We start from the raw sequence: 24892 nt of genomic DNA on the forward strand, positions 1-24892 counted from the left end.
GCGCACAGGCATGACCCCCGAAAACGAAGCCGCGGCACGGTATTTCTCCGCCATCACGGCCGCGCTCAGCGGCCTTGAAGTTTTCATGCGCGACGATCGCTCGCCGCTCTACCGGCATGGCATTGTCGCCAAGATCGTCGCCGATTACATCGCCCGGCTCGACAAGTCGTTTTCCTGCTGGCGCAATCGGCTTGGCTTCATAGACACGTTCCGCATTTCACGCGCCGAGAGCGGCTTCCCGGTCTTCCAGAACCTGCTCGAACTGGAAAACGACCGCCGCCAGGCCGACGCGCGGCTTGCCAACATTCCGTTGGCCGGCGAGTTGCGCGAGGAAATGGCCGACTTCATCCTGCGCCACAAGGAGTTCCCCGAGGCGCTGCAGAAGTCGATGGCCGAGCGGCTCTATCTCGAGGACGTGAAAAGCGAGAACACCTTCGGCCCGTTCACCCTGGCGCAGACGGCCAAGGTCTCGGTCAACCCGAAGACGGGGCGGCCCTATTATCTCGTCCACTGGGCGACGTTCGACGGCAGCGCCAACCTGCCTCTGGTCTACATGGTGACGGTGGAGGATTCCTCCGACGCCATGATCCGCCAGCTTGTCGACAGAAACGGCAAGCTGAACGAGACGATCGACATTCCGCTGCCGGTCGACGGCCTGCTCAATCCCGAGCTTGCCCATCGTTTCGACGACTTCACCGAGAAGAACTCTGCCTATACGCTGTCGCCGGCGACCATCGCGGTCAACCTCGACAAGGATTTCGAGCCGCTGCACCCCAAGCAGCTGCGCCGCGTTGTGCTCGGCCCGTTCTATTCGGCGGGCATTACCGACAACAATTCGACGGTGACCGAAGTTCTGGCCAAGGTGCGCAAGCCGGAAAATGCCTGGCTCCTGACCTGGACCATCCAGGAGGTCTATTCAAAGAGCGAGAAGCCCGGCCGCAAAGGCCTGTTTTCGAGCGAGAAGACCACGCAGGAATTCTACATCAACACCGACGATCTGGAAGCCGCGCGCCAGGGCGTGTCGAGCTACGAAAACCATGCGCTGATCCCGCACGAGGCGTATCAGGCGCTCTACGCCGCCGGCGAGGCGCAGAAGATTTTTGCCGGCTACAAGGTTCACATCCTGTCCAATGGACAGGTCATCTCAGACGTCTGACCGTCACACCACGGAGCACTCTTCATGGATACCGGCCTGACCACCATACCGGAAGCCGCCATCGAGAAGCACCGCGCAACCGCGCAGAGCTTCATCACCCGCATTGTCGTGCTGGAGGATCCGTCACGCGAGTCCGGCACCGCACTTGCCGGCACCAACCGCCGCTTCGTTTCGACCGTCTCGGTCGGTTCAGTGCGCCGCACGCGCGAGGTCGAGCTGTCGAAAACCGTCGGCGCCGTCCATCCCGACGACCAGTTGCTGACCATCCCGCAGCACACGCTCCTGTTCCGCGCCCGGCGCGGCACGGCGATCGCGCTGGCAATATCGGACGTCTTTGCCGAAGGCTCCGACCTCGAAAGCCTGCAGGCCAAGAACACGCGCGCCCCGCTCGAAGGCGACGAGGCATCCACCTTCAAGAAGCTTCTGTCGGCCTCCGCTTACATCTCCGCCTTCAGCCTAGCCTCCTATCTGTTCCAGCTGATCGACAGCGACGGCGAGGCGCCCAACGACATTCCCGAGCCCGATTTTCTGTTCGACACACCGCAGGATGCGGTGAAGTCGATCCTCGCCGGTCTCGACAAGACGATCTCAGGCTCGTCCGACGACGCCGACCTGCTGACAAGGGCGCGTGCCTTTGCCCGCGTCGCCATCGACGGGCTTCTGGCGCGCAAGGGTCGCTTCGACGGCATCGGTCCGTTCGAGAACGCCCATATCCGCATCGATGCCGACGATTTCACCCTCGATGGTTTCGACGTCGCACCGGGCAAGCGCTCCAAGCCGCTGGTCATGACCTTCAAGAAGCCGGAAGAGGTCGTCGGCAACCACATCGCCAAATACCAGTCGGTCAAGCTTGCCAAGATGCTGATGGCCTACGATTTCGAGCGCGAACTGAACCCGTTCGTGGAGCTTGGCGGCTTCCTGTTCACCTTCATCGGCGACGGCGCGCCCGGCACCGGCAAGACGACGCTGATCCAGATGATCGCCGGCCTCGTCAACGGCTACTGCCAGGTCGCTGGCTATCCCTTCGCCTACGAGAATTTCGGCGTCGACCAGATCTCGTCCTACCAGGGCAAGTCGGGCCAGAACTGCCGCCAGTTCATCAACAATGTGCTCAATCCGCGCGTCATCGGCTTCGGCACCATCGACGACATCGACCAGGTGGCGGCGCGCCGTTCCGACGACCGCGCCTCGGCCGGCCAGCAGGAAATAACCGGCGTTCTGATGGATGCCTTCGCCGGTGCCGCCACCGTGGTGCGCGGCAACTGCTCGTTCGGCATGTTCTCCAATTATCCCGAAAATGTCGACGACGCGCTGCGCCAGCGCGCCGGTGCCCGCTGGTTGGTCGACGGACCGCAGTCGCGAGACGATTACATCGACATCTTCGTGCTGCTCGCCGGCAAGAACCACAAGATCCCGCTCGGCGACCACGATCTGTACGCCGCGCAGGAAATCCAGCGCGCCGTGACGGAGGCCTATGAGGAGCACGAGAAGCCGCAAGAAGACGGGCTGATCAAGGTCTACGAGCGCTACATGAAGGAGAACGGCGCGCCGAAATCGATGGCCGACATCGGCACCTATCTGCACCTGATCAAGGATGCCGAGCCCCGCTTCACCGGCCGCGCCATCAAGAACGTTACCGACGCCATCAAGATGCGCGCCATGGACATCGAGCTTCCCGACGACTGGTTCGAGAAGCCGGAAGTCTTCATGCATAGGGCCTACGACGAGAAGAAAGCGATGATCGAAGAACTGCGCGGGCCGTTCTCGATGGACATGGTCATGCAGGAGATCAACCGCTACGCCGACTCGGAGTTCCGCTACTCCGACAAGTCCGACGACTCCGCGGTGCAAAAACTGCTGCGCGACGCACGCCTGCGCGAACGGGCCGCGCGCGAGATGGAGGAGATGAAGAAGAAGGGGCTATGGAATGCCTAGAGGTAGGCAATGACCCACGCCAAGAAACCCGATCTTCTGCGCGACAATGAGCTGATCTATGGGCGGCTGCTGACGGTCGACGAGCCGCATCTGATCCAGCGCTACAACAAGGCGCTCGCCGCATTCGGCTTGAAGCCGACCAAGCTGAAAAGCTTCCAGATCGACCGCACCGGCTTCTCGCCCGAAGTGGCCGAGGAATGCGACGACTACGACTATCTCGATCCCAACGAGGTCAACCGCCGTTTCATCATCCTGACGCCGTCGCAGATCGACCTGCCGGTGGTGCACACAGCCTTCTCCAACACCTCGCAGCTGATGTTTGAGTTCATGTCCAAGAACCAGCGCGCCATCGACGCGCTGACGATCAAGGACGTCATCTACGGCGAGATCGAGGATTCCGTTCCCAAGGTCAACGACATCGAGGACCTGCTGTCGATCAACCAGGTCGAGTTCAAGGTGCTGTCGGCCGAGGATGTGCTGGGCAAGGCCGCCGAACTCGGCAAGCTCGTCGACCGGCTGAAGCAGGAGCCCGACGCATGGCGCGACAGTGCCATGCTGACCCGCATGGTGGACCTCGCCAAGATCTGCGGCGACATCCGCGAGAACGCGCTGGTGCCGGACCAGGTGATCTTCCGCCACAACGCCTACTGGACCAGCCATTTCGGCGGCCTCTATGTGTTCGTCGACCCTGATATGACGACGGTGATCAGCGATCCGGCAGCACCCGGCTTCCGCCGTTCACGGCCGTGGCAGGTCAGCTATCTCCCGATCAACGACGCCGACAAGGTGTTCAAGTTCCTCGCCACCACCGGCCGCATCGAGCTGCCTCGTGCCTCCTGGGTCGAGGCCTCGGGCTATCTCGAGCACCGCGCCGAGATGGTGGTGCGCGCGCTGATCCGCGATGCCGAGCCGGACCGCAACCTGACCGATGTCGACAAGGTCTGGCTGCAGACCTGGATCCAGAGCCATGCCGACCTGATCACCAGGGACGGCAATTTCCCCTTCCTCAACGCCGCCAAGCGCGAGATCGCCCAGCTCGGCCACCTCAAGATCGAGGATGTCTTCCCGCAGCAGCGCTTCCTGGTGATCCGCGCCAAGCCTGATCATCCCGACGCCTGGCTGACCAATCGGCTGATCTCGGATTTCGTGCCGTCGGACTTCGTCTCGCGCTACGTCTTCAACAAGCAGGGCTTCTACAAGGACTATGACGGCTTCAGCGACGCCTGGCGATCGCATGTTGTGGACGTTCTCAAAACCACATATTTGAAGGACAAGGCGGCGTTTCGCACACGCCTCTACGGCCTGACTGACTAGAACGAAATGAACCGCCATTTCGTTTTAATTTATTGTTTCGGCGCATGATGTTATCCAAGAAGTCTGCAACTTTTTGGCATCGTGCTTTGAGGGGGTGACATCGCCATGCTCGATCCGATCGTGAACTTCTTCACCCGGATTTTCCAGTGGATCGGCCGCGGCATCGGGCTTGTGATCGGCGTGATCCTGTGGCCGTTCCTGTGGGCCGGGCGCTGGTACACGCAGCGCGGCTGGATCCTCAAGGCGGCGGTCGGCGTCGCTCTGCTGGTGCTGATCGGCCTCTACGCCAATTTCTTCTACGCCACCCAGTGGTGGAACAATTTCAACCCGAACTATCCTGACACCTACACGTTCGAGAAGCGCAATGTCTCCGCCGGCGAACAGGTTGCCGCAGGCGCCGGCACGGACACCGCCAAGACCTGCGGCAACTCTGGCATTGCCCAGATTGCCGCCGACCTGACCGACTTCAACGTCAACCAGAATGCCTGGATCTCGTCGATGATCCTCTACAAGCTTGGCCTGTTCGGCATCGACTGGGACCACACGCCATGGATGGACAACAAGGCCTCGTTCCAGCGCGGCATCAACCAGGCGGTGCGACGCACCGCGACCGAACTCGCCGACAATCTCGGCCGCGTTCGCACCACATCGCAGATCGACAGCGATCTGCAGAATGCCCGCGGCAACCTGCAGTTCGACGAGGAGACCTGGTATTTCGGCCTGAACCCGTTCGGCCCCAAGACGCCGACGCCAAGCTATTACCGCGATGCCGTGCGCATGTTGCGTTCCTTCAACGCTCGCCTTGCCACCTGCCAGGCGACTTTCGACGCTCGCGCCGACAATCTGAAACAATATATCGACCGTATCTCGTCCGACATCGGCTCGACGTCGGCGATCCTCAAGGAACGCGCCGAGAACCACAACAATGGCTGGTTCGACTTCCGCGCCGACGACCGCTACTGGTTCGCTTATGGCCAGTTGTATGGCTATTACGGCCTGATGAAGGGCGCCCAGGCCGACTTCGAGGACGTCATCAAGGAAAAGCATCTGCAGAACCTGTGGGACACGATGGACTCGCAGTTCGTTTCGGCGCTGAAGATCCAGCCCTTCATCATCGCCAATGGCCGCGAGGATGGCTGGCTGTTGCCGACGCATCTAACGACGATGGGCTTCTACGTGCTCAGGGTGCGCTCCAACATGGTCGAAATCAGCAACGTTCTGATGCAATAAGACTGTTCAGCCCAATGCATGTCGCCCAAAAGTGGTCCCGGTTTCGGGAGAACGACATGCATAAAATAAGAGCCTGAAGCGCGAGGCGCTTTAGGCATGCGATGGCGAATTTGCGCCGTCGCCTCTGTCGCATTCCGTGCATTGTGCGGCTGTTTTGAGACGGCGGAGCGACGCGTCCTCTGGCTTCTATACGGCGCGGCAACGGAGCCAGGAAGAACCGATGACAGGTCGGCCGGTCCGCGGAGGAATTTTCTCTATAGGAAACATAGTTGCATGCAAGTTGACGCCGCGGCAGCGACAGGGTTAGAACATGCCCGCGCCCGGTTCCAACCTGCTTGCCAGTAAGATCAAACCCGTCCCCTCCATCGTCCAATCCAGAGGAAAGCCGTCATGGCCGAAGTGAAGTCAGACATCGAGATCGCGCGCGGCGCCAAGAAAAAGCAGATCCAGGAGATCGGCCAGAAGATCGGCATCCCGACCGAACATCTACTGCCCTACGGCCACGACAAGGCCAAGATATCAGCCGAATTCATCAAGTCGGTGAAGGGCAACAAGGACGGCAAGCTGATCCTCGTCACCGCCATCAACCCGACGCCAGCCGGCGAAGGCAAGACCACGACCACGGTTGGCCTCGGCGACGGCCTGAACCGCATAGGCAAGAAGGCGATCGTCTGCATCCGCGAGGCCTCGCTCGGCCCGAATTTCGGCGTCAAGGGTGGTGCCGCCGGCGGCGGCTATGCGCAGGTCGTGCCGATGGAGGACATGAACCTCCACTTCACCGGCGACTTCCACGCCATCACCACGGCGCACAACCTGCTTTCGGCGCTGATCGACAACCACATCTACTGGGGCAATGAGCTCGGCATCGACACCCGCCGCGTCGTCTGGCGCCGAGTCATGGACATGAACGACCGGGCGCTGCGCGAAATCATCTGCTCGCTCGGCGGTGTCGCCAACGGCTTCCCGCGTGAAGCCGGCTTCGACATCACCGTCGCTTCGGAAGTGATGGCGATCCTGTGCCTGTCCACTGACCTGAAGGACCTTGAAAAGCGCCTCGGCGACATCATCGTCGCCTACCGCCGCGACAAGTCGGCGGTCTATGCCCGCGACCTCAAGGCCGACGGCGCCATGGCCGTGCTGTTGAAGGACGCCATGCAGCCCAACCTGGTGCAGACGCTGGAGAACAACCCGGCCTTCGTCCATGGCGGCCCGTTCGCCAACATCGCCCATGGCTGCAACTCGGTCGTCGCCACCACAACGGCGCTCAAGCTCGCCGACTACGTCGTCACCGAAGCCGGATTCGGCGCCGACCTGGGTGCGGAAAAGTTTTTCGACATCAAGTGCCGCAAGGCGGGCCTGAAGCCGGCGGCGGCCGTCATCGTCGCCACAGTGCGCGCCATGAAGATGAATGGCGGCGTCAAGAAGGAAGACCTCGGCAAGGAAAACGTCGATGCGGTGAAGAAGGGCTGCGCCAACCTCGGCCGCCACATCGAGAATATCCGCCAGTTCGGTGTGCCGGCGGTGGTTGCCATCAACCACTTCTATTCCGACACCGACGCCGAGATCCAGGCGATGAAGGACTATGTCGCCTCGATGGGCGAGGAGGCGATCCTGTGCAAGCACTGGGCCCATGGCTCGGCCGGCATCGAGGATCTCGCCAACAAGGTGGTGGCGCTGGCCGAATCCGGCGCCTCGCAGTTCGCGCCGCTCTATCCCGATGCCATGCCGCTGTTCGAGAAGATCAACACCATCGTCCAGCGCATCTATCGCGGCTCGGAAGCGATCGCCGACAAGTCGGTGCGCGACCAGTTGCACGCCTGGGAGCAGGCCGGCTATGGCCACCTGCCGGTGTGTATGGCCAAGACGCAGTACTCGTTCTCGACCGACCCCAACCTGCGCGGCGCGCCGACCGGCCACACCGTGCCGGTGCGCGAGGTCAGGCTTTCGGCTGGCGCCGGCTTCGTCGTCATCATCTGCGGCGAGGTCATGACCATGCCCGGCCTGCCCAGGGCGCCGTCCTCGGAGAAGATATTCCTCAACGAGGCCGGCAAGATCGAAGGCCTGTTCTAAAATCCTTCAATTCAAAACAGAAAGGGCGCCGCAGCGATGCGGCGCCCTCTCTGTTTTCGGATAGTCCTACGCGGCGCTGCGCGACAGCGCCCGCTGGTTGGAGCCGAAGATCGTGTCGCGTTCCGGCAGTGTGCCGGTTTTCAGGCACTCGACCCATTCGGCGGTCTTGAGCACGGCGGCGAAGCGCGACTGCAGGATGATCGTCACCACGCGGTGGATCTCCTCGGCCGAGGCGTAGCCGGCGCTGTTGGCGTAAGGCACCGAGCCGGTCGCATCCGACAGGAACTCGACGGCAAAGCCCATATGCACCGCGTGGATGACGGTCGACAGGTCGCAATTGTGCGTCATGTAGCCGACCACCGTGATCGTATCGATGGCATTGGCGCGCAGCCAGTCCTCCAGATCGGTGCCGGTGAAGGCGGAGGGCAGGTTCTTCTCGACATAATGGTCGCGCTCACGCCTGGCGATTTCGGGGTGCAACTCGCCGCCATGGCTGCCCTTGGCGAAGATCGGCGATGTCTCGGGGGCCATCTGCTTGACGACCACCACCTTGATGCCGGCCGCGGCTGCTGCATCCATCGCCCGCGCCACATGGACGACGCTGTCACGGAACGGCGGATGCTGGATGGCGAGATTGCCGCCGTCATAGTCATTCTGCACATCGACGACGATCAATGCCCGGCGCGGCGTGGTGTTGGCTGGGTCAGACATGGTGTTTTCCTTTCCGGCTTGAATGCGATGGGGCGAAAATAGGCGGGTTGCCAGACAATCAAAAGTGGCCTGATTGACATCGTTCGAAAGAATTGGGACAATCCGCTTTCAACTGCCGGAAGCGCCCATGACCGACCCGATCATTGCCGTCCTCGCCTTCGACGGCATCAGCCCGTTCCATCTCTCCGTGCCGTGCCTGGTCTTCGGCGAGAACAGGACGGCGCTTGGCCTACCGCGCTTCGACTTCCGCATCTGCGGGGTCAAGGCCGGGCCGATCCACACCGAGGCCGGCTTGACCGTTGCCGCGCCGCATGGGCTCGAAGGGCTCGACGACGCCGACATCGTCATCATTCCAAGCTGGCATCATCTGGGCGAACCGGTATCGCCGCTGTTGATGGAGGCGCTGCGCCAGGCGCACGGGCGCGGTGCCTTGATTGTCGGCCTCTGCCTGGGAACCTTCGCCATTGCCGCGGCTGGGCTGCTTTCTGGCCGCCGTGCCGCGACGCATTGGGCCTATTCAGAGCAGCTGCAAAAACTCCATCCCGACATCTCTGTTGATGCCACGGTGCTTTATGTCGACAATGGCGATGTCGTGACGTCGGCCGGCGTCGCCGCCGGCCTCGACTGCTGTCTCCACATCGTGCGCGCCCGCTATGGCGCGGAAGCTGCACTGCGGCTCGCCCGCCAGATCGTGCTTTCCCCGCATCGGCAGGGCGGGCAGGCGCAATTCATCGAGCATCCGGTGGCGAGGAGCGCGGACGCCGACCGTTTCACCCAGGCCCTCGACGCGGTTCGTGCGGCGCTCGGTGAGACGCATAGCCTGGACAGCGTCGCCGAGGCCGCCGGCCTGACGCGGCGCACTTTCACCCGCCGCTTTCAGAAATCGATCGGCAGCAGTTTCGGCGAATGGTTGACCGGCCAGCGGATCGAACTGGCGCAAAGGTTGCTGGAGGCAACGGAGAAATCGATGGACATGGTGGCCTTCGAAGCCGGCTTCGGCAGCGCCACCTCGCTGCGACAGCATTTCGCCGCAAGGCTGAGGACATCGCCGGCGCAATATCGGCGCGAATTCTCCAGGCAGGCCGACCAGGACGAGCGCATGGCGCTGTCGTCTTGATCCCTTAATCCCGCTTGACCGCCCGCGCCGGATTGCCGACCACCGTGGCGTTCGCGGCCACGTCGCGCGTCACCACCGCGCCGGCGCCGACAATGGCGCCTTCACCGATGCTGACGCCGCCAAGGATGACGGCTGAGCCGCCGATCCAGGCATTGGCGCCGATCTCGACCGGCCTGGCGATCTCCAGTCCCGCCCGCCGCCCAATGGCCTCCTTGTGATGCTCGGCGCAATAGATCTGCACATTGGGGCCGAGCAGCGTTCCCTTGCCGATGCGCACGCTCGCTGTGTCGAGGATGGTGCAGCCGGCATTGAGGAAGACGCCGTCTCCGAGAAAGATGTTGAAGCCATAGGCGCAGTGGAACGGCGCCTCGATGCGGGCGCCCTCGCCGGCTTTGCCGAGCAGTGCTCTCAAACCTGGCCCGAGGTTGCCGCGCTGCAGCGGCGGCAGGCAATTGTGTTCGAACACCGCGTCGCGCGCTATTACCCGCAATGCCTCCAGTTCGTCATCGAGGCACGTGTACCATTCGCCGGCCGCCATCTTTGCGCGCTCGCTTCCAGCCATGACGATGTCTCCCTGTGACGTCTTTGCCAAAGCACAATTGCGGTGAACGGGAAAGTGCCAGCATCCGGCAGCACCGCGCAAAAATCCATTCGCATTTTCGAAGTCATGCGCTGGTCAAATGCCGGACCTATGCTAGCCTGCTTTTTCCGGACTGTCCTGGCCCGGTGATCGAGGGGGATCAACCATGCTGTATGTTCTCGCACTTCTGATCGGCGTCATTGCCGGTCTTCGCGCCATGACCGCGCCGGCCGCCGTCGCCTGGGGCGCCTGGCTCGGCTGGCTGCCGGTTGCCGGCACCTGGGCCAGTTTCATGAGCCATTGGGCCGCCGTCGGCATCTTCACCATCCTGGCCATCGTCGAGCTGGTCACCGACCAACTGCCGTCGACGCCGAGCCGCAAAGTGCCGCAGCAATTCGGCGCCCGCATCATCATGGGCGCTTTCACCGGCGCGGTGATCGGCGCCACCAGTGGCGCCACCATCGGCGGCCTGATCGCCGGCGCCATCGGCGCTGTCATCGGCACGCTGGGCGGCGCCGAAGCACGCGGCCGGCTGGCGGCCGCCTTCGGCAAGGATCAGCCCGCCGCCTTCATCGAGGACGCGGTGGCGATCATCGGCGGCCTGCTGATCGTAGCGGCGGTGGCATGACGGCCGAAACCTTCGACGCCATCATCATCGGCGCCGGACAGGCCGGCCCTCCGCTGGCCGGCCGGCTGAATGCCGCCGGCATGAGCGTGGCGCTGATCGAGCGCAAGCTGGTCGGCGGCACCTGTGTCAACACCGGCTGCATGCCGACCAAGACCATGGTTGCCAGCGCCTATGCCGCGCATCTCGCCCGCCGCGCCGCCGACTACGGCGTGACGCTCGGTGGCCCGGTCGGGGTCGACTATGCCAGGATCAAGGCGCGCAAGGACAAGGTGACGATCGACGCGCGCACCGGGCTCGAAACCTGGATCGCCGGCATGGACAAATGCACGCTCTATCGCGGCCACGCGCGTTTCGAATCCACCAACACGGTGCGCGTCGGCGACGACCTTTTGATCGCCGAAAAAATCTTCCTCAACACAGGCGGCCGCGCCTCGGTACCGGACCTGCCCGGCATTCACGACATCGACTATCTGACCAATTCCTCGATGATGGATCTCGACGTGCTGCCGCGCCATCTCGTTGTCGTCGGCGGCAGCTACATCTCGCTCGAATTCGCGCAGATGTTCCGCCGCTTTGGCTCAGAAGTCACCGTCATCGAGAAGAGCCCGCGCCTGACCGGCCGCGAGGACGAGGACGTCTCGGCCGCCATCCTGTCGATCCTCGAAAACGAAGGCATCGCCGTTCACCTTGGCGCCGACGACATCGCTTTCGCCAAACAGGGCAAGGACATTGCCGTAACCTTCTCGGCCGGCAAGCCACCGGCTGTCGGCTCGCACGTGCTGCTGGCTCTGGGACGGACGCCCAACACCGACGACCTCGGCCTCGACAAGGCCGGCGTCGATGTCGACAAGCGCGGCTTCGTCACCGTCGACGACCAGCTGCGCACCAGCGTGCCCGGCATCTGGGCGATGGGCGACTGCAACGGCAAGGGCGCCTTCACCCACACCTCCTACAACGACTATGAGATTGTCGCAGCCAACCTGCTCGACAACGATCCGCGCAAGGTCAGTGATCGCATCGAAGCTTATGCGCTCTACATCGACCCGCCGCTCGGCCGCTGTGGCATGACCGAGGCCGCGGTGAAGAAGTCCGGCCGTCGCGCACTGGTCGGCCAGCGGCCGATGACCCGCGTCGGCCGCGCCGTCGAAAAAGGCGAGACGCAGGGCTTCATGAAGATCCTGGTCGATGCCGACACCAGGCAGATTCTCGGCTGCTCGGTGCTCGGCCCCGGCGGCGACGAGGCGGTGCATTGCGTCCTCGACCTGATGTACGCCAAGGCACCCGTCGACACGCTGGCACGCGCCGTGCATATCCACCCAAATGTCTCGGAGTTGCTGCCGACCATTGCCCAGGAGCTGAAGCCGCTGGTTTGATGGCCCGCAGCCATTTCCAAGCTATTCCCTTTCTGCATCGCTGCAATGCGGCAATGCCGCTTGCGTATGGCGCCGTTCCTTCGTTCAGTCTCAAGTTGAACCGATTCAGTCTGGACGCTCCATGCCCTTGCCGATCCTTGCGCTTGCCATTGCGTCCTTCTGCATCGGCACCACCGAATTCGTCATCATGGGCTTGCTGCCCGAGGTCGCCGCAGACCTAGGCGTGTCAATCCCTTCGGCGGGCTTGCTGGTCACCGCCTATGCGCTCGGCGTTGTCTTCGGCGCTCCGATTGTCGCCATGGCCACCGCGCATTTGCCGCGCAAGCCGGTGCTGGTCGGGCTGGCCGCACTGTTCGTCGTCGGCAACCTGTTCTGCGCCATCGCCCCCAACTACTGGCTCTTGATGGCGGCGCGCGTCTTCACCGCCTTCGGCCACGGCGCCTTCTTCGGCATCGGCTCGGTTGTTGCCGCGAGCCTGGTGCCACGCAACAAGCGCGCCAGCGCCATGGCGATGATGTTCGCCGGCCTGACCCTTTCAAACATCCTGGGCGTTCCCGCCGGCACCGCGCTTGGCGAAGCTTTCGGCTGGCGCTCCACATTCATCGCCGTGGTCGGCATCGGCCTGATCTCGGTCGCGGCCATCGCCTGGCTGGTGCCGTCCGATGTCGCTGAACCGAGCAGCGGCGGCCTGCGCGGCGAGCTGCGCGTGCTGGGCAAACTGCAGGTGTGGCTGGCGATGTTGATCGCAGCCCTTGCGTCGGCCAGCCTGTTTGCCGTCTTCACCTTCATCAAGCCCTACCTCACCGACGTCTCCGGCCTGTCAACCTCTGCGGTCACCTGGGTGCTGCTGCTGTTCGGCGCCGGCATGACCATCGGCAACATCATTGGCGGCAGGCTCGCCGACTGGAAATTGATGCCGACGGTGATCGGCACGCTGATTTCGATGGCGTTCCTATTCGTCGGTTTCATGCAGTTCGGCGCCATCGCGAATGTCGCTGTCGGCATCGTCTTCCTCTGGGGTCTGCTGATCTTCGTCGTCGTCCCGCCGCTGCAAATCCGCGTCGTCGAGGCGGCCTCGGACGGGCCGAACCTCGCCGCCACGCTGAACCAGGGCGCCTTCAATGTCGGCAATGCCAGCGGCGCCTGGATCGGCGGCGTGGCCCTTTCCGCCGGCGTTTCCTATGCGAGTCTGCCGCTGGTCGGCGCAGCACTTGCCCTGTTGGCGGTCACCGTCGCAGTGCTGTCGCAGGCGCTGGACCGGCGCGCGCCGGTCATTCCGGTTCAGGCTCCCGCGGAATAGCTGCGCCCATATCGCGAGAGGCTGGACCAATCGACATCGGCAGCTTCAAATGGGCATGTCTTCTCGCTCTTGAAGGAGAAAGTCATGCAGAAATCGATCGAGCGCATCGCCGGCCAAAGCGAAGGGGTTTCTTACGAATTCCCGCTGTTCCGCTTCGCGGGCGCGGACAAGGCGGCCCCTTCGGCCTATCTGCAGGCAGCGCTCCATGCCGGTGAGTTGCCGGGCGTCATCGCCATCGACGCGCTGATGCCGATGCTCGATAAGGCGCAAGCCGAAGGCCGTATCAAGGGTAACCTCACCATCGTGCCCTGGGCCAACCCGATCGGCCGGGCGCAATATCATTTCGGCGAGCATCAGGGCCGCTTTCATCTCGGTACCCGAACCAATTTCAACCGCGGCTTTCCGCTGCTCGCCGCCCCCGACACAGCCCTGTTGCCCGACACCACCCTTGGTACGGTTGACCAGCGGCTCAAGACCCGGCTGGTGCAATTGTCGCTCGGCCATGACATCGTGCTCGACCTGCACTGCGATGACGAAGGCCTCGCCTATCTCTACATCCACACCAGCCTGTGGCCGGCCATGGCCGATTGCGCCGCCGCCATGGGCGTCGACGCGGTCGTGCTGTGGAGCGAAGACACCGACGGCACTTTCGAGGGCGCCTCGATCATGCCCTACCAGAACGTTCCCGATGGCGTGGCCAAGCTTGACCGCCGTGTCGCCACCACGGTCGAATATCGCGGCATCCTCGATGTCGACGGCGCCCTGGCCGCCTCTGATGCCGAAGGCCTCTACCGGCTGCTGGTGGCGCGCGGTGTGATCACCGACAGCGCCGTACCCGCGCCGGGTCCCTTCACCGGCACCGTCGCGCCCCTGGAGAACATCGACATGATGCCGGCGCCCCGGGCGGGTGCTGTGCTCTACGATGTGAAGCCCGGCGACCGCGTCGCCAAGGGCGCGCGCCTCGCCACCATCGTCCATGCACCGGGTGAAACCGATGGCCGCACCGAAGTGTTCGCACCGCAGGACGGCATCATCCTGACCCGGCGCTCCCGCCGCATCATCCGCGCCGGCGAGGATCTTCTTAAGCTGGTCGGCGACAAGAAGAGCACCGACGCTCGATCAGGGACGCTGGAGGACTAACTCCAGCCTATCCGGAAATCGCCAGTCGCGCCTTGGCCTCCAGCCATTCCGCCATCTGCCGGTAAGGCACCGGGCCGTGGCTGATTCGGGCGACACCCAGTTCCGCCAGCCGCCGGCGCGACGGCACATGCGCCAGCGCGATGATGTTGACCGGCAACGCAATTGCCTTGCAGAGCGTCTCGATCAGGCCCTCATCGCCAAGACCCGGCGCAAAGAAGCCGTGCGCACCGGCTTTTTCGAAGGCCTGTGCGCGCTCGATGGCCTGGTCGAGCAGGACGTCATCATGCGCATCCGGTTTCGCCTTGAGGAAGATGTCGGTTCGAGCGTTGATGAACGCCGGTATGCCGGAGGCCTTGACGGCTGCCGCCGCGGCTTCGATGCGTTTTACCTGGACAGCAATGTCATGCAGGCCGCTGCCACCAACAATCTGGTCTTCGAAATTGAAACCAATGGCACCGGCCCGCAGTGCCAACGTTACCGTGCGAGCGACGATTTCCGGATCGACGCCGTAACCACCCTCGAGGTCCATGGTCACCGGCAGGTCGACGGCAGCGACGATGCGCTTGATGTTGTCGAGCGCCAGCTCCAGCGGGATTTTCTCGCCATCGGCGTAGCCGAACACGGCCGCAACCGGCCAGCTTCCGGTGGCGATCGCCTTGGCGCCCGCCTTCTCGACGATCTTGGCCGAGCCCGGATCCCAGGCGTTGTAGAGAACGATCGGATTTCCCTTGACGTGAAGGGAATGGAACGTCCGTGCGCGCTCGATCTGCTCGGTCATGGTTGTTGTCCCGTCTTCCTGTTGTTGAATGTACAATCTAGGCGGGACTGACAACTCTGGCGATGTGCCATGAAGTGCAGAAGGGGCGGCCACCGGACAGACTTTCAAACCTGTTGCGCATCCTCCTTTTCGCAGCTATGGATTTCGCCATGAACATGCGTTCGACCAAGACCATTTGGTGGTGGGCCTGCTGACAGCGGCCTGTTCGAACACGTGCGCGTGAAAAGAGAGGGTGGCCGCAACGGAAAGTCCGGGCGGCCATTTTTTTTTCAAGCCATTCCCGGGTCCGTTGCCCCAAGAAGCTGATGGAGACGGCAATGACGATGAAGGTTCTGGAAAACGGGGCGGAAAGTTTCGTGACCGCGGGTGGCATCACCATCACCCGCGAGCGCCACGATCGGCCCTATGCTGGCGCGATCGACTCCTATGTCGACGGCCTGAATTCACGCCGCGGCGCCGTGTTTTCCTCCAACTATGAATATCCCGGCCGCTACACGCGCTGGGACACCGCCATCATCGATCCGCCGCTGGTCATCTCAGCACGTGGCCGCGCCATGCGTATCGAGGCGCTGAACGGCCGTGGCGAGGCGCTGTTGCCGGTCATCGGCAAGGCGCTCGCCAGCCTGGCCGATGTCACCATCGCCGAGACGTCGAAAAAACTCATCCGCCTCGACGTCGCCAAGCCTGGTCGCGTCTTCACCGAAGAGGAGCGCAGCCGCGTCCCCTCGGTGTTTACCGTGCTGCGCGCCATCACCGCTCTGTTCAAGACCGAGGAAGACGCCAATCTTGGTCTCTACGGCGCTTTCGGCTACGACCTCGCCTTCCAGTTCGACCCGGTCGACTACAAGCTCGAGCGCAAGCCGAGCCAGCGCGACCTGGTGCTGTTCCTGCCCGACGAGATCCTGGTCGTCGACCACTATTCGGCCAAGGCCTGGACCGACCGCTACGACTATGCCGGCGACGGGTTTTCGACCGAGGGGCTGCCGCGCGACGGAATTTCCGAGCCGTTCAAGAGCCCCGACCGCATCCCGCCGCGCGGGGACCATGAACCTGGCGAATATGCCGATCTGGTTCGCAAGGCGATGGATTCCTTCAAGCGAGGCGACCTGTTCGAGGTCGTGCCCGGCCAGATGTTCTATGAGCGCTGCGAGACGCAGCCATCCGAGATTTCGCGCAAGCTGAAGGCCATCAACCCCTCGCCCTATTCCTTCTTCATCAATCTGGCCGAAGGCGAATATCTGATCGGTGCCTCGCCGGAAATGTTCGTGCGCGTCAACGGCCGCCGCGTCGAGACCTGCCCGATCTCGGGCACCATCAAGCGCGGCGATGATGCCATTTCGGACTCCGAGCAGATCCTGAAACTGCTCAACTCGAAGAAGGACGAATCCGAGCTGACCATGTGCTCGGACGTCGACCGCAACGACAAGTCGCGGGTCTGCGAGCCGGGCTCGGTGCGCGTCATCGGCCGCCGCCAGATCGAGATGTATTCGCGCCTGATCCACACGGTCGATCACATCGAAGGCCGCCTGCGCGAAGGCATGGACGCCTTCGACGCCTTCCTGTCGCACGCCTGGGCGGTCACCGTCACCGGCGCGCCGAAACTGTGGGCCATGCGTTTCATCGAACAGAACGAGAAGAGCCCGCGCGCCTGGTATGGCGGCGCGATCGGCATGGTCAATTTCAACGGTGACATGAACACCGGCCTTACCTTGCGCACCATCCGCATCAAGGACGGCATTGCCGAAGTGCGCGCCGGCGCCACATTGCTCTTCGACAGCATTCCCGAGGAAGAAGAAGCCGAAACCGAACTGAAGGCATCCGCCATGCTCTCCGCCATTCGCGACGCCAAGACGGGCAATTCCGCCAGCACCGAGCGCACCACCGCGCCCGTCGGCGACGGCGTCAACATCCTGCTCGTCGACCACGAGGACAGTTTCGTCCACACGCTGGCCAATTATTTCCGCCAGACCGGCGCCAATGTCTCGACCGTGCGCACGCCGGTTCCGGAGGAAGTGTTCGACCGGCTGAAGCCCGACCTTGTCGTGCTGTCGCCCGGCCCCGGCACGCCGAAGGATTTCGACTGCGCCGCCACCATCAGACGGGCGCGCGCCCGCGACCTGCCTATCTTCGGCGTCTGCCTTGGCCTGCAGGCGCTGGCCGAAGCTTATGGCGGCGAACTGAGGCAGTTGCACATACCGATGCACGGCAAGCCGTCGCGCATCCGCGTCTCCAAGCCGGGCATCATCTTCTCCGGCCTGCCCAAGGAAGTCACCGTCGGCCGCTACCACTCGATCTTCGCCGATCCGGTGCGCCTGCCCGACGATTTCATCGTCACGGCCGAAACCGAGGACGGCGTCATCATGGCCTTTGAGCACCGCAAGGAACCGATCGCCGCGGTCCAGTTCCACCCGGAATCGATCATGACGCTCGGCCACAATGCCGGCATGCGCATCATCGAGAACATCGTCGCCCACCTGCCGCGCAAGGCCAAGGAAAAGGCCGCCTGACGACCATGGCTGGAGCCGAGAATACGATGGCGATCGCCGCCAAGGCGGCCGCGAGGCGCAAGGTCGCCAACCTTGCCTTCTGGTCGATCGTTGTCGCCTTTGTCGTGCTTGCTCTGAAACTTGCCGCCTGGTACGTCACCGGCTCTGTCGCGCTCTATTCGGACGCGCTCGAATCGATCGTCAACGTCATCGCCTCGGTCGCCGCCTTCTGGGCAATCCAGGTCAGCTACAAGCCGGCCGACCAGGATCACCCGTTCGGTCATCACAAGGCCGAGTACTTCTCGGCCGTGCTCGAAGGCGTGCTGATCGTGCTCGCCGCCCTTCTGATCCTCAACGAGGTCTGGCGCTCCTGGCAGACGCCGGCACCCCTCGAACAGCCTTGGAACGGCCTTGCCATCAACGGTGTTGCCACGGTCATCAATGCCTTCTGGGCCTGGACACTGATCCGCGCCGGCAGGGCCGAGAAATCGCCGGCGCTGGTCGCCGACGGCAACCACATCATGACCGACGTGGTGACCTCGATCGGCGTCTTCGGCGGCCTAGTCGGAGCGATCCTGACCGGCTGGCAGATTCTCGATCCGGCGCTTGCCGTCCTCGTGGCGCTGAACATCCTGTGGCAGGGCTGGCATGTCATCGGCTCATCGATGAACGGCCTGATGGACCGCGCCGTCGACACGGCAGAAAACATGCGCATCCGCGACGTCATCTCGGCCAATTGCAAGGGCGCTCTCGAGGTTCATGACCTCAAGACCCGCATCGCCGGCCGCGCCACCTTCATCGAGTTCCACCTAGTCGTCGACGCCGACATGTCGGTCGGCGCCAGCCACGTCATCTGCGATCGCATCGAGGACGCGCTGAAGGCCGAAATCCCCTCGGTGCGCGTCACCATCCATGTCGAACCCGACGACGAAGCCAAGCTGCCGAAGGGCACGACGGCCGTGCCCTTCGCATAGTCTTGCGCTAGCCTGAGGGCTGTCGAGATTCAGGTCAGGCCGAGCCGAGAATGGTGGCATCCGAGAACCGGAGCGGAGCGTACTTAAAGTACGTAAGCACCGGAAGCGCAGGAAGCCGCCGTTCGCAGGCCGGCATCACCTGAATATCGGCAGCCCTCAAGGCGCGCAGGCCGATTGCGGCATCGGCTGCAGCCGATAGACCTTGTCGTCGGATTTCGTCTTGCCGCCGGCGGCCTTCGAGCACAGATCGACGATCGCGAGTGCGCTGTTGGGATTGGCCAGCATCATCGTGCCGTTGGCGCCGCGCTTGAGGAAAATCTCCTTCTGCGCGATGTCGCAGGAGAAATCGCTCATCTTCGAGCTGGCCGCACAGCGCCACTGGTCGGCCTCGCCCTGGCAGGAATAGGTCTGCGTGACCTTGGTCGATTTCTGCCGCGTGGTGACGGTAACGGCAATGTCGGCGCCGTCTGGCCAGTTGGCGGCGTTGCCGCCCGAGGCGAAGGATGCCAGTTCCACCGATCCGCGGAAGACCCGGATCGACTGCGTCAGCTGGTCGGGGTGCGAGCCGAGATGCGCTGCATCATAATCGCGCCCGTAGCAGAAGGCCTGGTCCGGCTTCAGCCGCTCGCGCAGTGGGCCCCCGAGTGCAGGGGCGATCGGATCGATGCGCGCGAACTCCGCCTTGCAGGTAGCCGCCGGCATCGGGTCGAGGCGGAAATTGTCGTCCTCCGAGCCGAGCGCTTGCCTGTCATATTCCGCCGCACCAAGCTCCTCTTCCGACCCGGCATCGAGATAAAGGTCGGGCTGCACATCGGTGACGATCAGCCTGCCCTTGTCGTCGACTTTCAGCGAAGCCATGGTGCGGTCACAATCCATGCCGCAACGGATCGGGCCGGACGTGCCGTCCTCGGACCCGTGATTGCACCAGCCGCCGGCCCATTCGGGCGCCTTGGCGCCCCGCACCGTGGTGGCGATAAAGCCATTATAGGACGAGTCGGAGTTTGTCGGCGGCTCCTCGTTCGGGCGGCTGACCGGGTCGTGCCCATAGAGGAAGAAGATTCGCGCCACTTTCTGCTTCGGATGCGCCTTGAGGTGCGTGGCGTCATAGACGCGGCCGAAACAGGCATCAGCGCCGTTCGGGCTGAGTTCGATGAGCTTCAGCGCATCGTCGGCGAAGGCGGAACCGGCAAGTGCGCCAAGCAGGGCTGCGCCAAACCCTGCGCCAGCGACTGCCTTGCATTCCCCTACCCTGAACGCCATGTGACCTCTCCTCCGCATCGACAGGACGTAACGTCAATTTATGCTAGTATTGCGGCCGCAGCCACGCAATTCGCGGTGAGCCGCCAAGCGGGGGAGGATGCCATGCGCCGGCGCGATATGTTCCGCGCGGTTCTTGCCGGAACCGGAACGCTTCTTGGCCTGCGGGCGGCGCAGGCCGCGGCGACAGAGCCTGCCAGGCAAAAGGTCGCCTATCACTTGAGCGATGTCGACAAGGTCAATTTCGTGCTCGGCAACATCAAGAACCACTATGACGGCACCGGCGGCAATGTCGACATCGTGCTGGTCGTGCATGGCCCGGCCTTGGCCAGCTTCAAGTCGAAAGGCATATCGGCCGCGATTTCCGGGCGTTTCGCCGGCCTGGTGCAGCAGGGGCTGGCATCCCATGCCTGCGCCAACACCATGCAAGGCATGGACATTACGCTCGCCGACCTGCTCGCCGGTTTCCATGCCGCCGACAAGGGCGGCGTCGTCAAGCTCGCCGAACTGCAAGGCCAGGGTTACGCCTATCTGCGCCCCTGAGGCTTGAACACCGGGGTGGCAAAGGCCTACGAAGGACAGGCAGAAATCCCGGAGGAAGAACCGTGCCAGCCACCCCACTCAGCATACCCGATCTTGCCGGCAAGGCAGTGCTAGTCACCGGTGCGTCGACCGGCATCGGGGCGGCGCTCGCGCTGGCCTATGCAGCGCAGAAATGCAAGGTGGCGCTGCACTATAATTCGAGTCAAGCCGCCGCAGAGAAGCTCGGCATGACGATCGCCGACAAGGGCGGCGAGGTGTTTCTCGTCCAGGGCGATTTCTCCGTTGCCGCCGATGTCGAACGCGTCGTCGAGGACGGCGCGCAGTATTTCGGCCGCCTCGACGGGCTGGTCAACAATGCCGGCGGCATGCTCGGCCGCATCCCCTATGCCGAGCAGACCGAAGCGCATTACGACGCGGTGATGGACCTCAACGCCCGTTCGGTGCTGACCGCCTCGCGCAAGGCGATCCCGTGGCTGAAGAAACAGGGCGGCTTCATCGTCAACACCTCGTCGATCGCCGCGCGCAATGGTGGGGGCGGCGGAGCCGGGCTTTACGGCTCGGCCAAGGCCTTCGTCTCCAATGTGACGCGCGGCATGGCCAAGGAGCTGATCGGCTTCGGCATCCGCGTCAACGCGGTGGCGCCCGGCACCATTCTCACCCCGTTCCACGAGCGCTATTCGACCGACGAGCAGATGAAGGGCATGGTCGCCACCATTCCGCAGGGACGCGCCGGTACGGCTGAGGATTGCGTCGGCGCCTATCTGTTCCTCTCTTCCGATCTTCTGAGCGGCTACATCACCGGCCAGGTTATCGAGGTGAATGGCGGCCAGTTGATGCCTTGAGCGGCTATCGGCATACTGGCGATCTGCATGTTCTTGTCGAAACCTCAGAGGGAGACAACAGAATGTACGGACTGATCGGCAAGATGCGGGCGGCACGCGGCCAGCGCGACGCGGTCATGGATGTGCTGCTGAGCAGCACCGGCGCCATGCCGGGCTGCCTGAGCTACATCATCGCCCGCGACCCCGCGGATGCCGATGCGATCTGGGTCACCGAAGTTTGGACCGACGCCGAAAGCCACAAGACGTCGCTGCAGCTTCCCGAAGTCCAGGCGGCGATCGCCAAGGCACGGCCGTTCGTCGCCGGCTTTGAATTCCAGGTCGAGACCCATCCTGCCGGCGGCTTCGGCCTGGCCGGCGCCAAGACCGGCTGATGCGCACGGACGGCTTGATGCCGAGGCGCGGTTCGCACGTCGGTACAATATCGACAGGTAGACAATCTCGACCGCGGTGTCGCCAGCTCATTGCGCACCACTTGTAATTCTCTGAAAATGGACTAAGTTCTGTGGACTAAGTCCATCTGGAGCAACCTGCGATGCAGACCGTCAACATCCACAACGCGAAGACCAATCTTTCACGTCTCGTTGACCGAGCTGCCAAAGGTGAGCCGTTCATCATCGCCAAGGCGGGCAAACCATTGGTCAAAGTCGTGCCTATCGATCAGCCGGCCTCGTCGCAGGCGCGAAGGGTCGGTTTTATGGCCGGCCAGTTTTCCGTTCCCGACGATTTCGACCGCATGGGCGGCGAGGAGATTGAACAGCTGTTCGGTGTCAACACTTGAAACTGTTACTCGACACCCATTTGCTGCTGTGCGCGGCTGGCGAACCGGATCGGCTACCACTTGCGGCTCTCGCCGAGATTGAGAACCCAGAGAACGAATTGCTGTTCAGTCCTGCCAGCCTTTGGGAGATCGCAATCAAACGAGGACTTGGACGGGATGATTTCCAAGTCGACCCCCGTTTGCTCCGGCGAGGCCTATTCGACAATGGCTATCACGACTTGCCGATCACCAGTGAACATGCCCTCGCCATCGACGGACTTCCGGCGATCCACAAGGATCCCTTCGATCGAATCCTAATCGCCCAGGCAACCGTGGAAGGGATTGCCTTGCTGACGATGGACGATCTTGTCGCCCGTTATCCTGGTCCTATCCGAAAGCTCTAACACCTTGGTAAACTGCGCGACCTCGCGCGTCACACAGCTTCCTTTTCGGCAAAGCGGGGGTTCGCATCGTCTCGCTTAAAGTCTAAGACCGAAACATGGATTCCTCGGCCGAGCAGCCACCAGACCAACCGGCCATCGAACGCATGGCGCGGATGCGCAAGCTCTGGCAATGGCTGGCCCTGCTGATCGTCTCCCTGCTGTTTGCCGGCGCGCTGGAACTCGCGGCCCTGCCGGCGGCGCTGCTGATCGGGCCGATGCTGGCGGCCATCGTCGCCGGCACCAATGGCGCCACGGTGCGCGTGCCGCGCCTTCTGTTCGGCGCCGCACAGGCGATCGTCGGCTGCCTCGTCGCCAGCTCGATCTCGGCCGACATCTTTCCGGTCTTCACCCAGGAATGGCCGCTGTTTCTCGGCGTCGTGGTGGCGACCGTCACCGCCTCCAGCCTGCTCGGCTGGCTGATCAGCCGCTGGCGCATCCTGCCCGGCACCACCGCCGTCTGGGGCTCCTCGCCGGGTGCGGCCACCGCCATGGTGCTGATGGCCGGTGCGTTCGGTGCCGATCAGCGTCTCGTCGCCTTCATGCAATATCTGCGCGTCATCCTCGTCTCGATGACGGCGGCACTCGTTGCCAAGATGTGGGTAGACACCTCGGGCGTTGAAATCCCCGCCATCATCTGGTTTCCGCCGATCGACCGCCAAGCCTTCGCCGCCACCATCGGCATCGCGCTTGTCGGCGGCCTGCTGGGGAAGCTGCTGAGGCTGCCCTCGCCCTTCTTCCTCGGCACCTTCGTCTTCGGCACCGTTGTCCATCTCGGCTTGGGCGTGGAAATGCAATTGCCGCAATGGCTGCTGGCCGTCAGCTACGCCATGGTCGGCTGGTCGATCGGCCTGAACTTCACAAGGGCGATCCTGCGCCATGCGACGCGTGCCTTGCCGCAGATCATCGCCTCGATCGTGGCGCTGATCGCCCTTTGCGGCGGCCTTGCCTTCATGATCAGCCATCTCTTGGGCATCGACCCGCTGACCGCCTATCTGGCGACCAGCCCCGGCGGCATGGACAGCATCGCCATCATCGCCGCCGCCGCGCAGAACGTCGACATCTCCTTCGTCATGGCGCTGCAATCGGCCCGCTTCCTGATCGTGCTGCTGATTGGCCCGAGCGTCGCGCGGCTGGTGGCGAGAAGCGTCAGGCAATAGCCATAGCTGCCTGCGCAGACTCGCAATCTGGTCGGCGCAATCCTGACTGGCGTTGCTGCTGTGTGACAGCACCCCACAGTCTGTGCAGTGGTCGCAGAAAATACTTGATTCGCACGCTCATATTTGAGAGCGCGGAGACGCAATCAGGCATGAGACAGTGGAGACGAGTTGATGCGAACAAGCCCGGCGACATGGCGCCTGGGGATATCATTGCTGGGCGGCGCGGCGATGCTCGGCCAATCCGGCGCTGCACATGCCGAGGACAGCGTCGCCGGCATTGGTGGCCTCGACGAAACGGCGGATTGGATCAGGCGTGGTCATCAGTCAAGCCTGTGCATCAGGTCCTCATCCAGCCAGCGGCCGAAGAAATAGACCAGTTGCTTGTGCCACCACGGCCAGTCGTGGCTGACATCGCCGCCCCAATAGTCGACCCAGGCGGGAATGGATTTGTCGCGCAGGATCTGTTCCAGCTGGCGCGTTTCGACCAGCATCCGCTCTTCCCAGGCGCCCTGCCCGCAGCAGAAGATCAGCCTGAGCGCCTTCAGCCGGGCAAGCAGTTTTGGATCGACGATGCCGGGTAGATAGTCGAGCGGCGAGTTGTAGAAGATGTCGCCTTCAAGCGCCCTGCCGAAAAAGTCGCGGGCCGAATAAACGCCCGACAGCGCGATGACGCCGCTGGCCAGTTCCGGAAAGCGGAAGACGAAGTTCGACGAATGGTAGCCGCCCATCGAACAGCCTGAGAACAGCGGCTTCAGCTTGCGGCCGCCATTGGCTTGCTCTGCTGTCGACAGGAATTCCGGTAGTGCCTCCTCGCGCACATAGCGGAAATAGGCCTCGTGCCGGGCGATGCGGCGGGCGGCGTCGGCATGCTTGTCGAAGAAGGACTCCGAATCGACGCCGTCGACCGTGAACAGCTGGATGCGGCCGGTGTCGATGAATTCGGCAAGGGCGCCCACTCCGCCGGAATCCTCGAACTGGTAGAACCGGCCCTGAGAAGTCGGGAACACCACCACCGGCCGGCCGGCATGGCCGTAGCGCTTGTATTCCATGTCGCGGCCGAGCTTGCGGGCGAAGTTCTTGTGATAGGAGATGTCCATCGCC

General features: G+C 63.2%; 23 protein-coding genes. 18 read left to right on the plus strand and 5 right to left on the minus strand.

All coding sequences use genetic code 11. The features are described 5' to 3' along the window. The first annotated feature begins 10 nt into the window (after positions 1-10). The 5 genes from ASD12_RS30835 to ASD12_RS30855 all read left to right on the plus strand — a co-directional run bounded on the left by ASD12_RS30835 (position 11) and on the right by ASD12_RS30855 (position 7705). Positions 11-1156, plus strand: coding sequence for a hypothetical protein (locus tag ASD12_RS30835; RefSeq protein ID WP_056595780.1), 1146 nt, complete (start codon positions 11-13; stop codon positions 1154-1156). Positions 1157-1180: 24 nt separating this feature from the next. Next, entirely contained in the window at positions 1181-3091 is a 1911-nt protein-coding gene (locus ASD12_RS30840) for an ATP-binding protein (RefSeq protein WP_056595782.1), read from the plus strand. Between the two features lie 9 nt (positions 3092-3100). Further along, positions 3101-4405: a DUF6638 family protein gene (locus ASD12_RS30845; protein WP_056595786.1), complete on the plus strand. Its 1305-nt coding sequence runs from the start codon at positions 3101-3103 to the stop codon at positions 4403-4405. 105 nt (positions 4406-4510) lie between these two features. Continuing rightward, positions 4511-5635 (plus strand): DUF2333 family protein, encoded by a 1125-nt coding sequence (locus ASD12_RS30850; protein WP_056595789.1) that lies wholly within the window; start codon positions 4511-4513, stop codon positions 5633-5635. Between the two features lie 390 nt (positions 5636-6025). Then, positions 6026-7705 (plus strand): formate--tetrahydrofolate ligase, encoded by a 1680-nt coding sequence (locus ASD12_RS30855; RefSeq protein ID WP_056595792.1) that lies wholly within the window; start codon positions 6026-6028, stop codon positions 7703-7705. Positions 7706-7771: 66 nt separating this feature from the next. Here the strand turns inward: ASD12_RS30855 and ASD12_RS30860 are convergent, their stop codons facing one another. After that, a complete protein-coding gene (locus ASD12_RS30860) occupies positions 7772-8416 on the minus strand; it encodes a cysteine hydrolase family protein (RefSeq protein WP_056595796.1) in 645 nt (214 codons plus the stop codon). Between the two features lie 127 nt (positions 8417-8543). Here ASD12_RS30860 and ASD12_RS30865 point away from each other — a divergent pair, with 127 nt between their 5' ends. Next, on the plus strand, positions 8544-9533 hold the full coding sequence (locus tag ASD12_RS30865) for a helix-turn-helix domain-containing protein (protein ID WP_056595799.1): 990 nt from the start codon (positions 8544-8546) through the stop codon (positions 9531-9533). A 4-nt stretch (positions 9534-9537) separates the two neighbouring features. On the opposite strand, the gene ASD12_RS30870 is transcribed toward ASD12_RS30865, so the two are convergent. Beyond that, positions 9538-10095, minus strand: coding sequence for a sugar O-acetyltransferase (locus ASD12_RS30870; RefSeq protein WP_056595802.1), 558 nt, complete (start codon positions 10093-10095; stop codon positions 9538-9540). Between the two features lie 184 nt (positions 10096-10279). Between ASD12_RS30870 and ASD12_RS30875 the strand changes: the two genes are divergently transcribed. The 4 genes from ASD12_RS30875 (at position 10280) to ASD12_RS30890 (ending at position 14554) form a co-directional block, all read left to right on the plus strand. Next, complete coding sequence (locus ASD12_RS30875) at positions 10280-10741, plus strand: hypothetical protein (protein WP_056595805.1); 462 nt, start codon at positions 10280-10282, stop codon at positions 10739-10741. Then, on the plus strand, positions 10738-12114 hold the full coding sequence (locus ASD12_RS30880; protein WP_056595808.1) for an FAD-containing oxidoreductase: 1377 nt from the start codon (positions 10738-10740) through the stop codon (positions 12112-12114). The genes ASD12_RS30875 and ASD12_RS30880 overlap by 4 nt, the downstream gene beginning before the upstream one ends. Positions 12115-12235: 121 nt before the next feature. Then, positions 12236-13414, plus strand: coding sequence for an MFS transporter (locus ASD12_RS30885; protein WP_056595811.1), 1179 nt, complete (start codon positions 12236-12238; stop codon positions 13412-13414). Positions 13415-13498: 84 nt separating this feature from the next. Next, positions 13499-14554: a succinylglutamate desuccinylase/aspartoacylase family protein gene (locus tag ASD12_RS30890; RefSeq protein ID WP_056595814.1), complete on the plus strand. Its 1056-nt coding sequence runs from the start codon at positions 13499-13501 to the stop codon at positions 14552-14554. Between the two features lie 7 nt (positions 14555-14561). On the opposite strand, the gene ASD12_RS30895 is transcribed toward ASD12_RS30890, so the two are convergent. Further along, on the minus strand, positions 14562-15332 hold the full coding sequence (locus ASD12_RS30895) for an isocitrate lyase/phosphoenolpyruvate mutase family protein (RefSeq protein WP_056595817.1): 771 nt from the start codon (positions 15330-15332) through the stop codon (positions 14562-14564). A gap of 317 nt (positions 15333-15649) precedes the next feature. Here ASD12_RS30895 and ASD12_RS30900 point away from each other — a divergent pair, with 317 nt between their 5' ends. After that, complete coding sequence (locus ASD12_RS30900; protein ID WP_056595820.1) at positions 15650-17839, plus strand: anthranilate synthase; 2190 nt, start codon at positions 15650-15652, stop codon at positions 17837-17839. A 5-nt stretch (positions 17840-17844) separates the two neighbouring features. Next, positions 17845-18792 (plus strand): cation diffusion facilitator family transporter, encoded by a 948-nt coding sequence (locus ASD12_RS30905; RefSeq protein ID WP_056595824.1) that lies wholly within the window; start codon positions 17845-17847, stop codon positions 18790-18792. Between the two features lie 156 nt (positions 18793-18948). Here the strand turns inward: ASD12_RS30905 and ASD12_RS30910 are convergent, their stop codons facing one another. Then, positions 18949-20052 carry a hypothetical protein gene (locus ASD12_RS30910; protein WP_056595827.1) on the minus strand — a complete coding sequence of 368 codons (1104 nt, stop codon included), beginning with the start codon at positions 20050-20052 and terminating at the stop codon, positions 18949-18951. Between the two features lie 102 nt (positions 20053-20154). Here ASD12_RS30910 and ASD12_RS30915 point away from each other — a divergent pair, with 102 nt between their 5' ends. The 6 genes from ASD12_RS30915 to ASD12_RS30940 all read left to right on the plus strand — a co-directional run bounded on the left by ASD12_RS30915 (position 20155) and on the right by ASD12_RS30940 (position 23791). Beyond that, the gene (locus ASD12_RS30915) at positions 20155-20592 is read left to right on the plus strand and encodes a DsrE family protein (protein WP_056595829.1); all 438 of its coding nucleotides are present in this window, start codon (positions 20155-20157) and stop codon (positions 20590-20592) included. Between the two features lie 62 nt (positions 20593-20654). Beyond that, the gene (locus tag ASD12_RS30920; RefSeq protein ID WP_056595832.1) at positions 20655-21434 is read left to right on the plus strand and encodes an SDR family oxidoreductase; all 780 of its coding nucleotides are present in this window, start codon (positions 20655-20657) and stop codon (positions 21432-21434) included. A gap of 62 nt (positions 21435-21496) precedes the next feature. Further along, on the plus strand, positions 21497-21805 hold the full coding sequence (locus tag ASD12_RS30925) for a putative quinol monooxygenase (RefSeq protein WP_056595835.1): 309 nt from the start codon (positions 21497-21499) through the stop codon (positions 21803-21805). Between the two features lie 161 nt (positions 21806-21966). After that, positions 21967-22212, plus strand: a complete 246-nt coding sequence (locus tag ASD12_RS30930; protein WP_056595839.1) for a type II toxin-antitoxin system prevent-host-death family antitoxin — start codon at positions 21967-21969, stop codon at positions 22210-22212. Next, positions 22209-22595, plus strand: coding sequence for a type II toxin-antitoxin system VapC family toxin (locus ASD12_RS30935; protein ID WP_056595841.1), 387 nt, complete (start codon positions 22209-22211; stop codon positions 22593-22595). The genes ASD12_RS30930 and ASD12_RS30935 overlap by 4 nt, the downstream gene beginning before the upstream one ends. 95 nt (positions 22596-22690) lie before the next feature. Then, positions 22691-23791 carry an AbrB family transcriptional regulator gene (locus tag ASD12_RS30940; protein WP_056595844.1) on the plus strand — a complete coding sequence of 367 codons (1101 nt, stop codon included), beginning with the start codon at positions 22691-22693 and terminating at the stop codon, positions 23789-23791. Between the two features lie 320 nt (positions 23792-24111). On the opposite strand, the gene ASD12_RS30945 is transcribed toward ASD12_RS30940, so the two are convergent. After that, positions 24112-24888, minus strand: coding sequence for an esterase family protein (locus tag ASD12_RS30945; protein WP_056595849.1), 777 nt, complete (start codon positions 24886-24888; stop codon positions 24112-24114). Between the last annotated feature and the right edge of the window lie 4 nt (positions 24889-24892).

This window comes from Mesorhizobium sp. Root102, assembly GCF_001425625.1.
Lineage (GTDB): Bacteria > Pseudomonadota > Alphaproteobacteria > Rhizobiales > Rhizobiaceae > Mesorhizobium.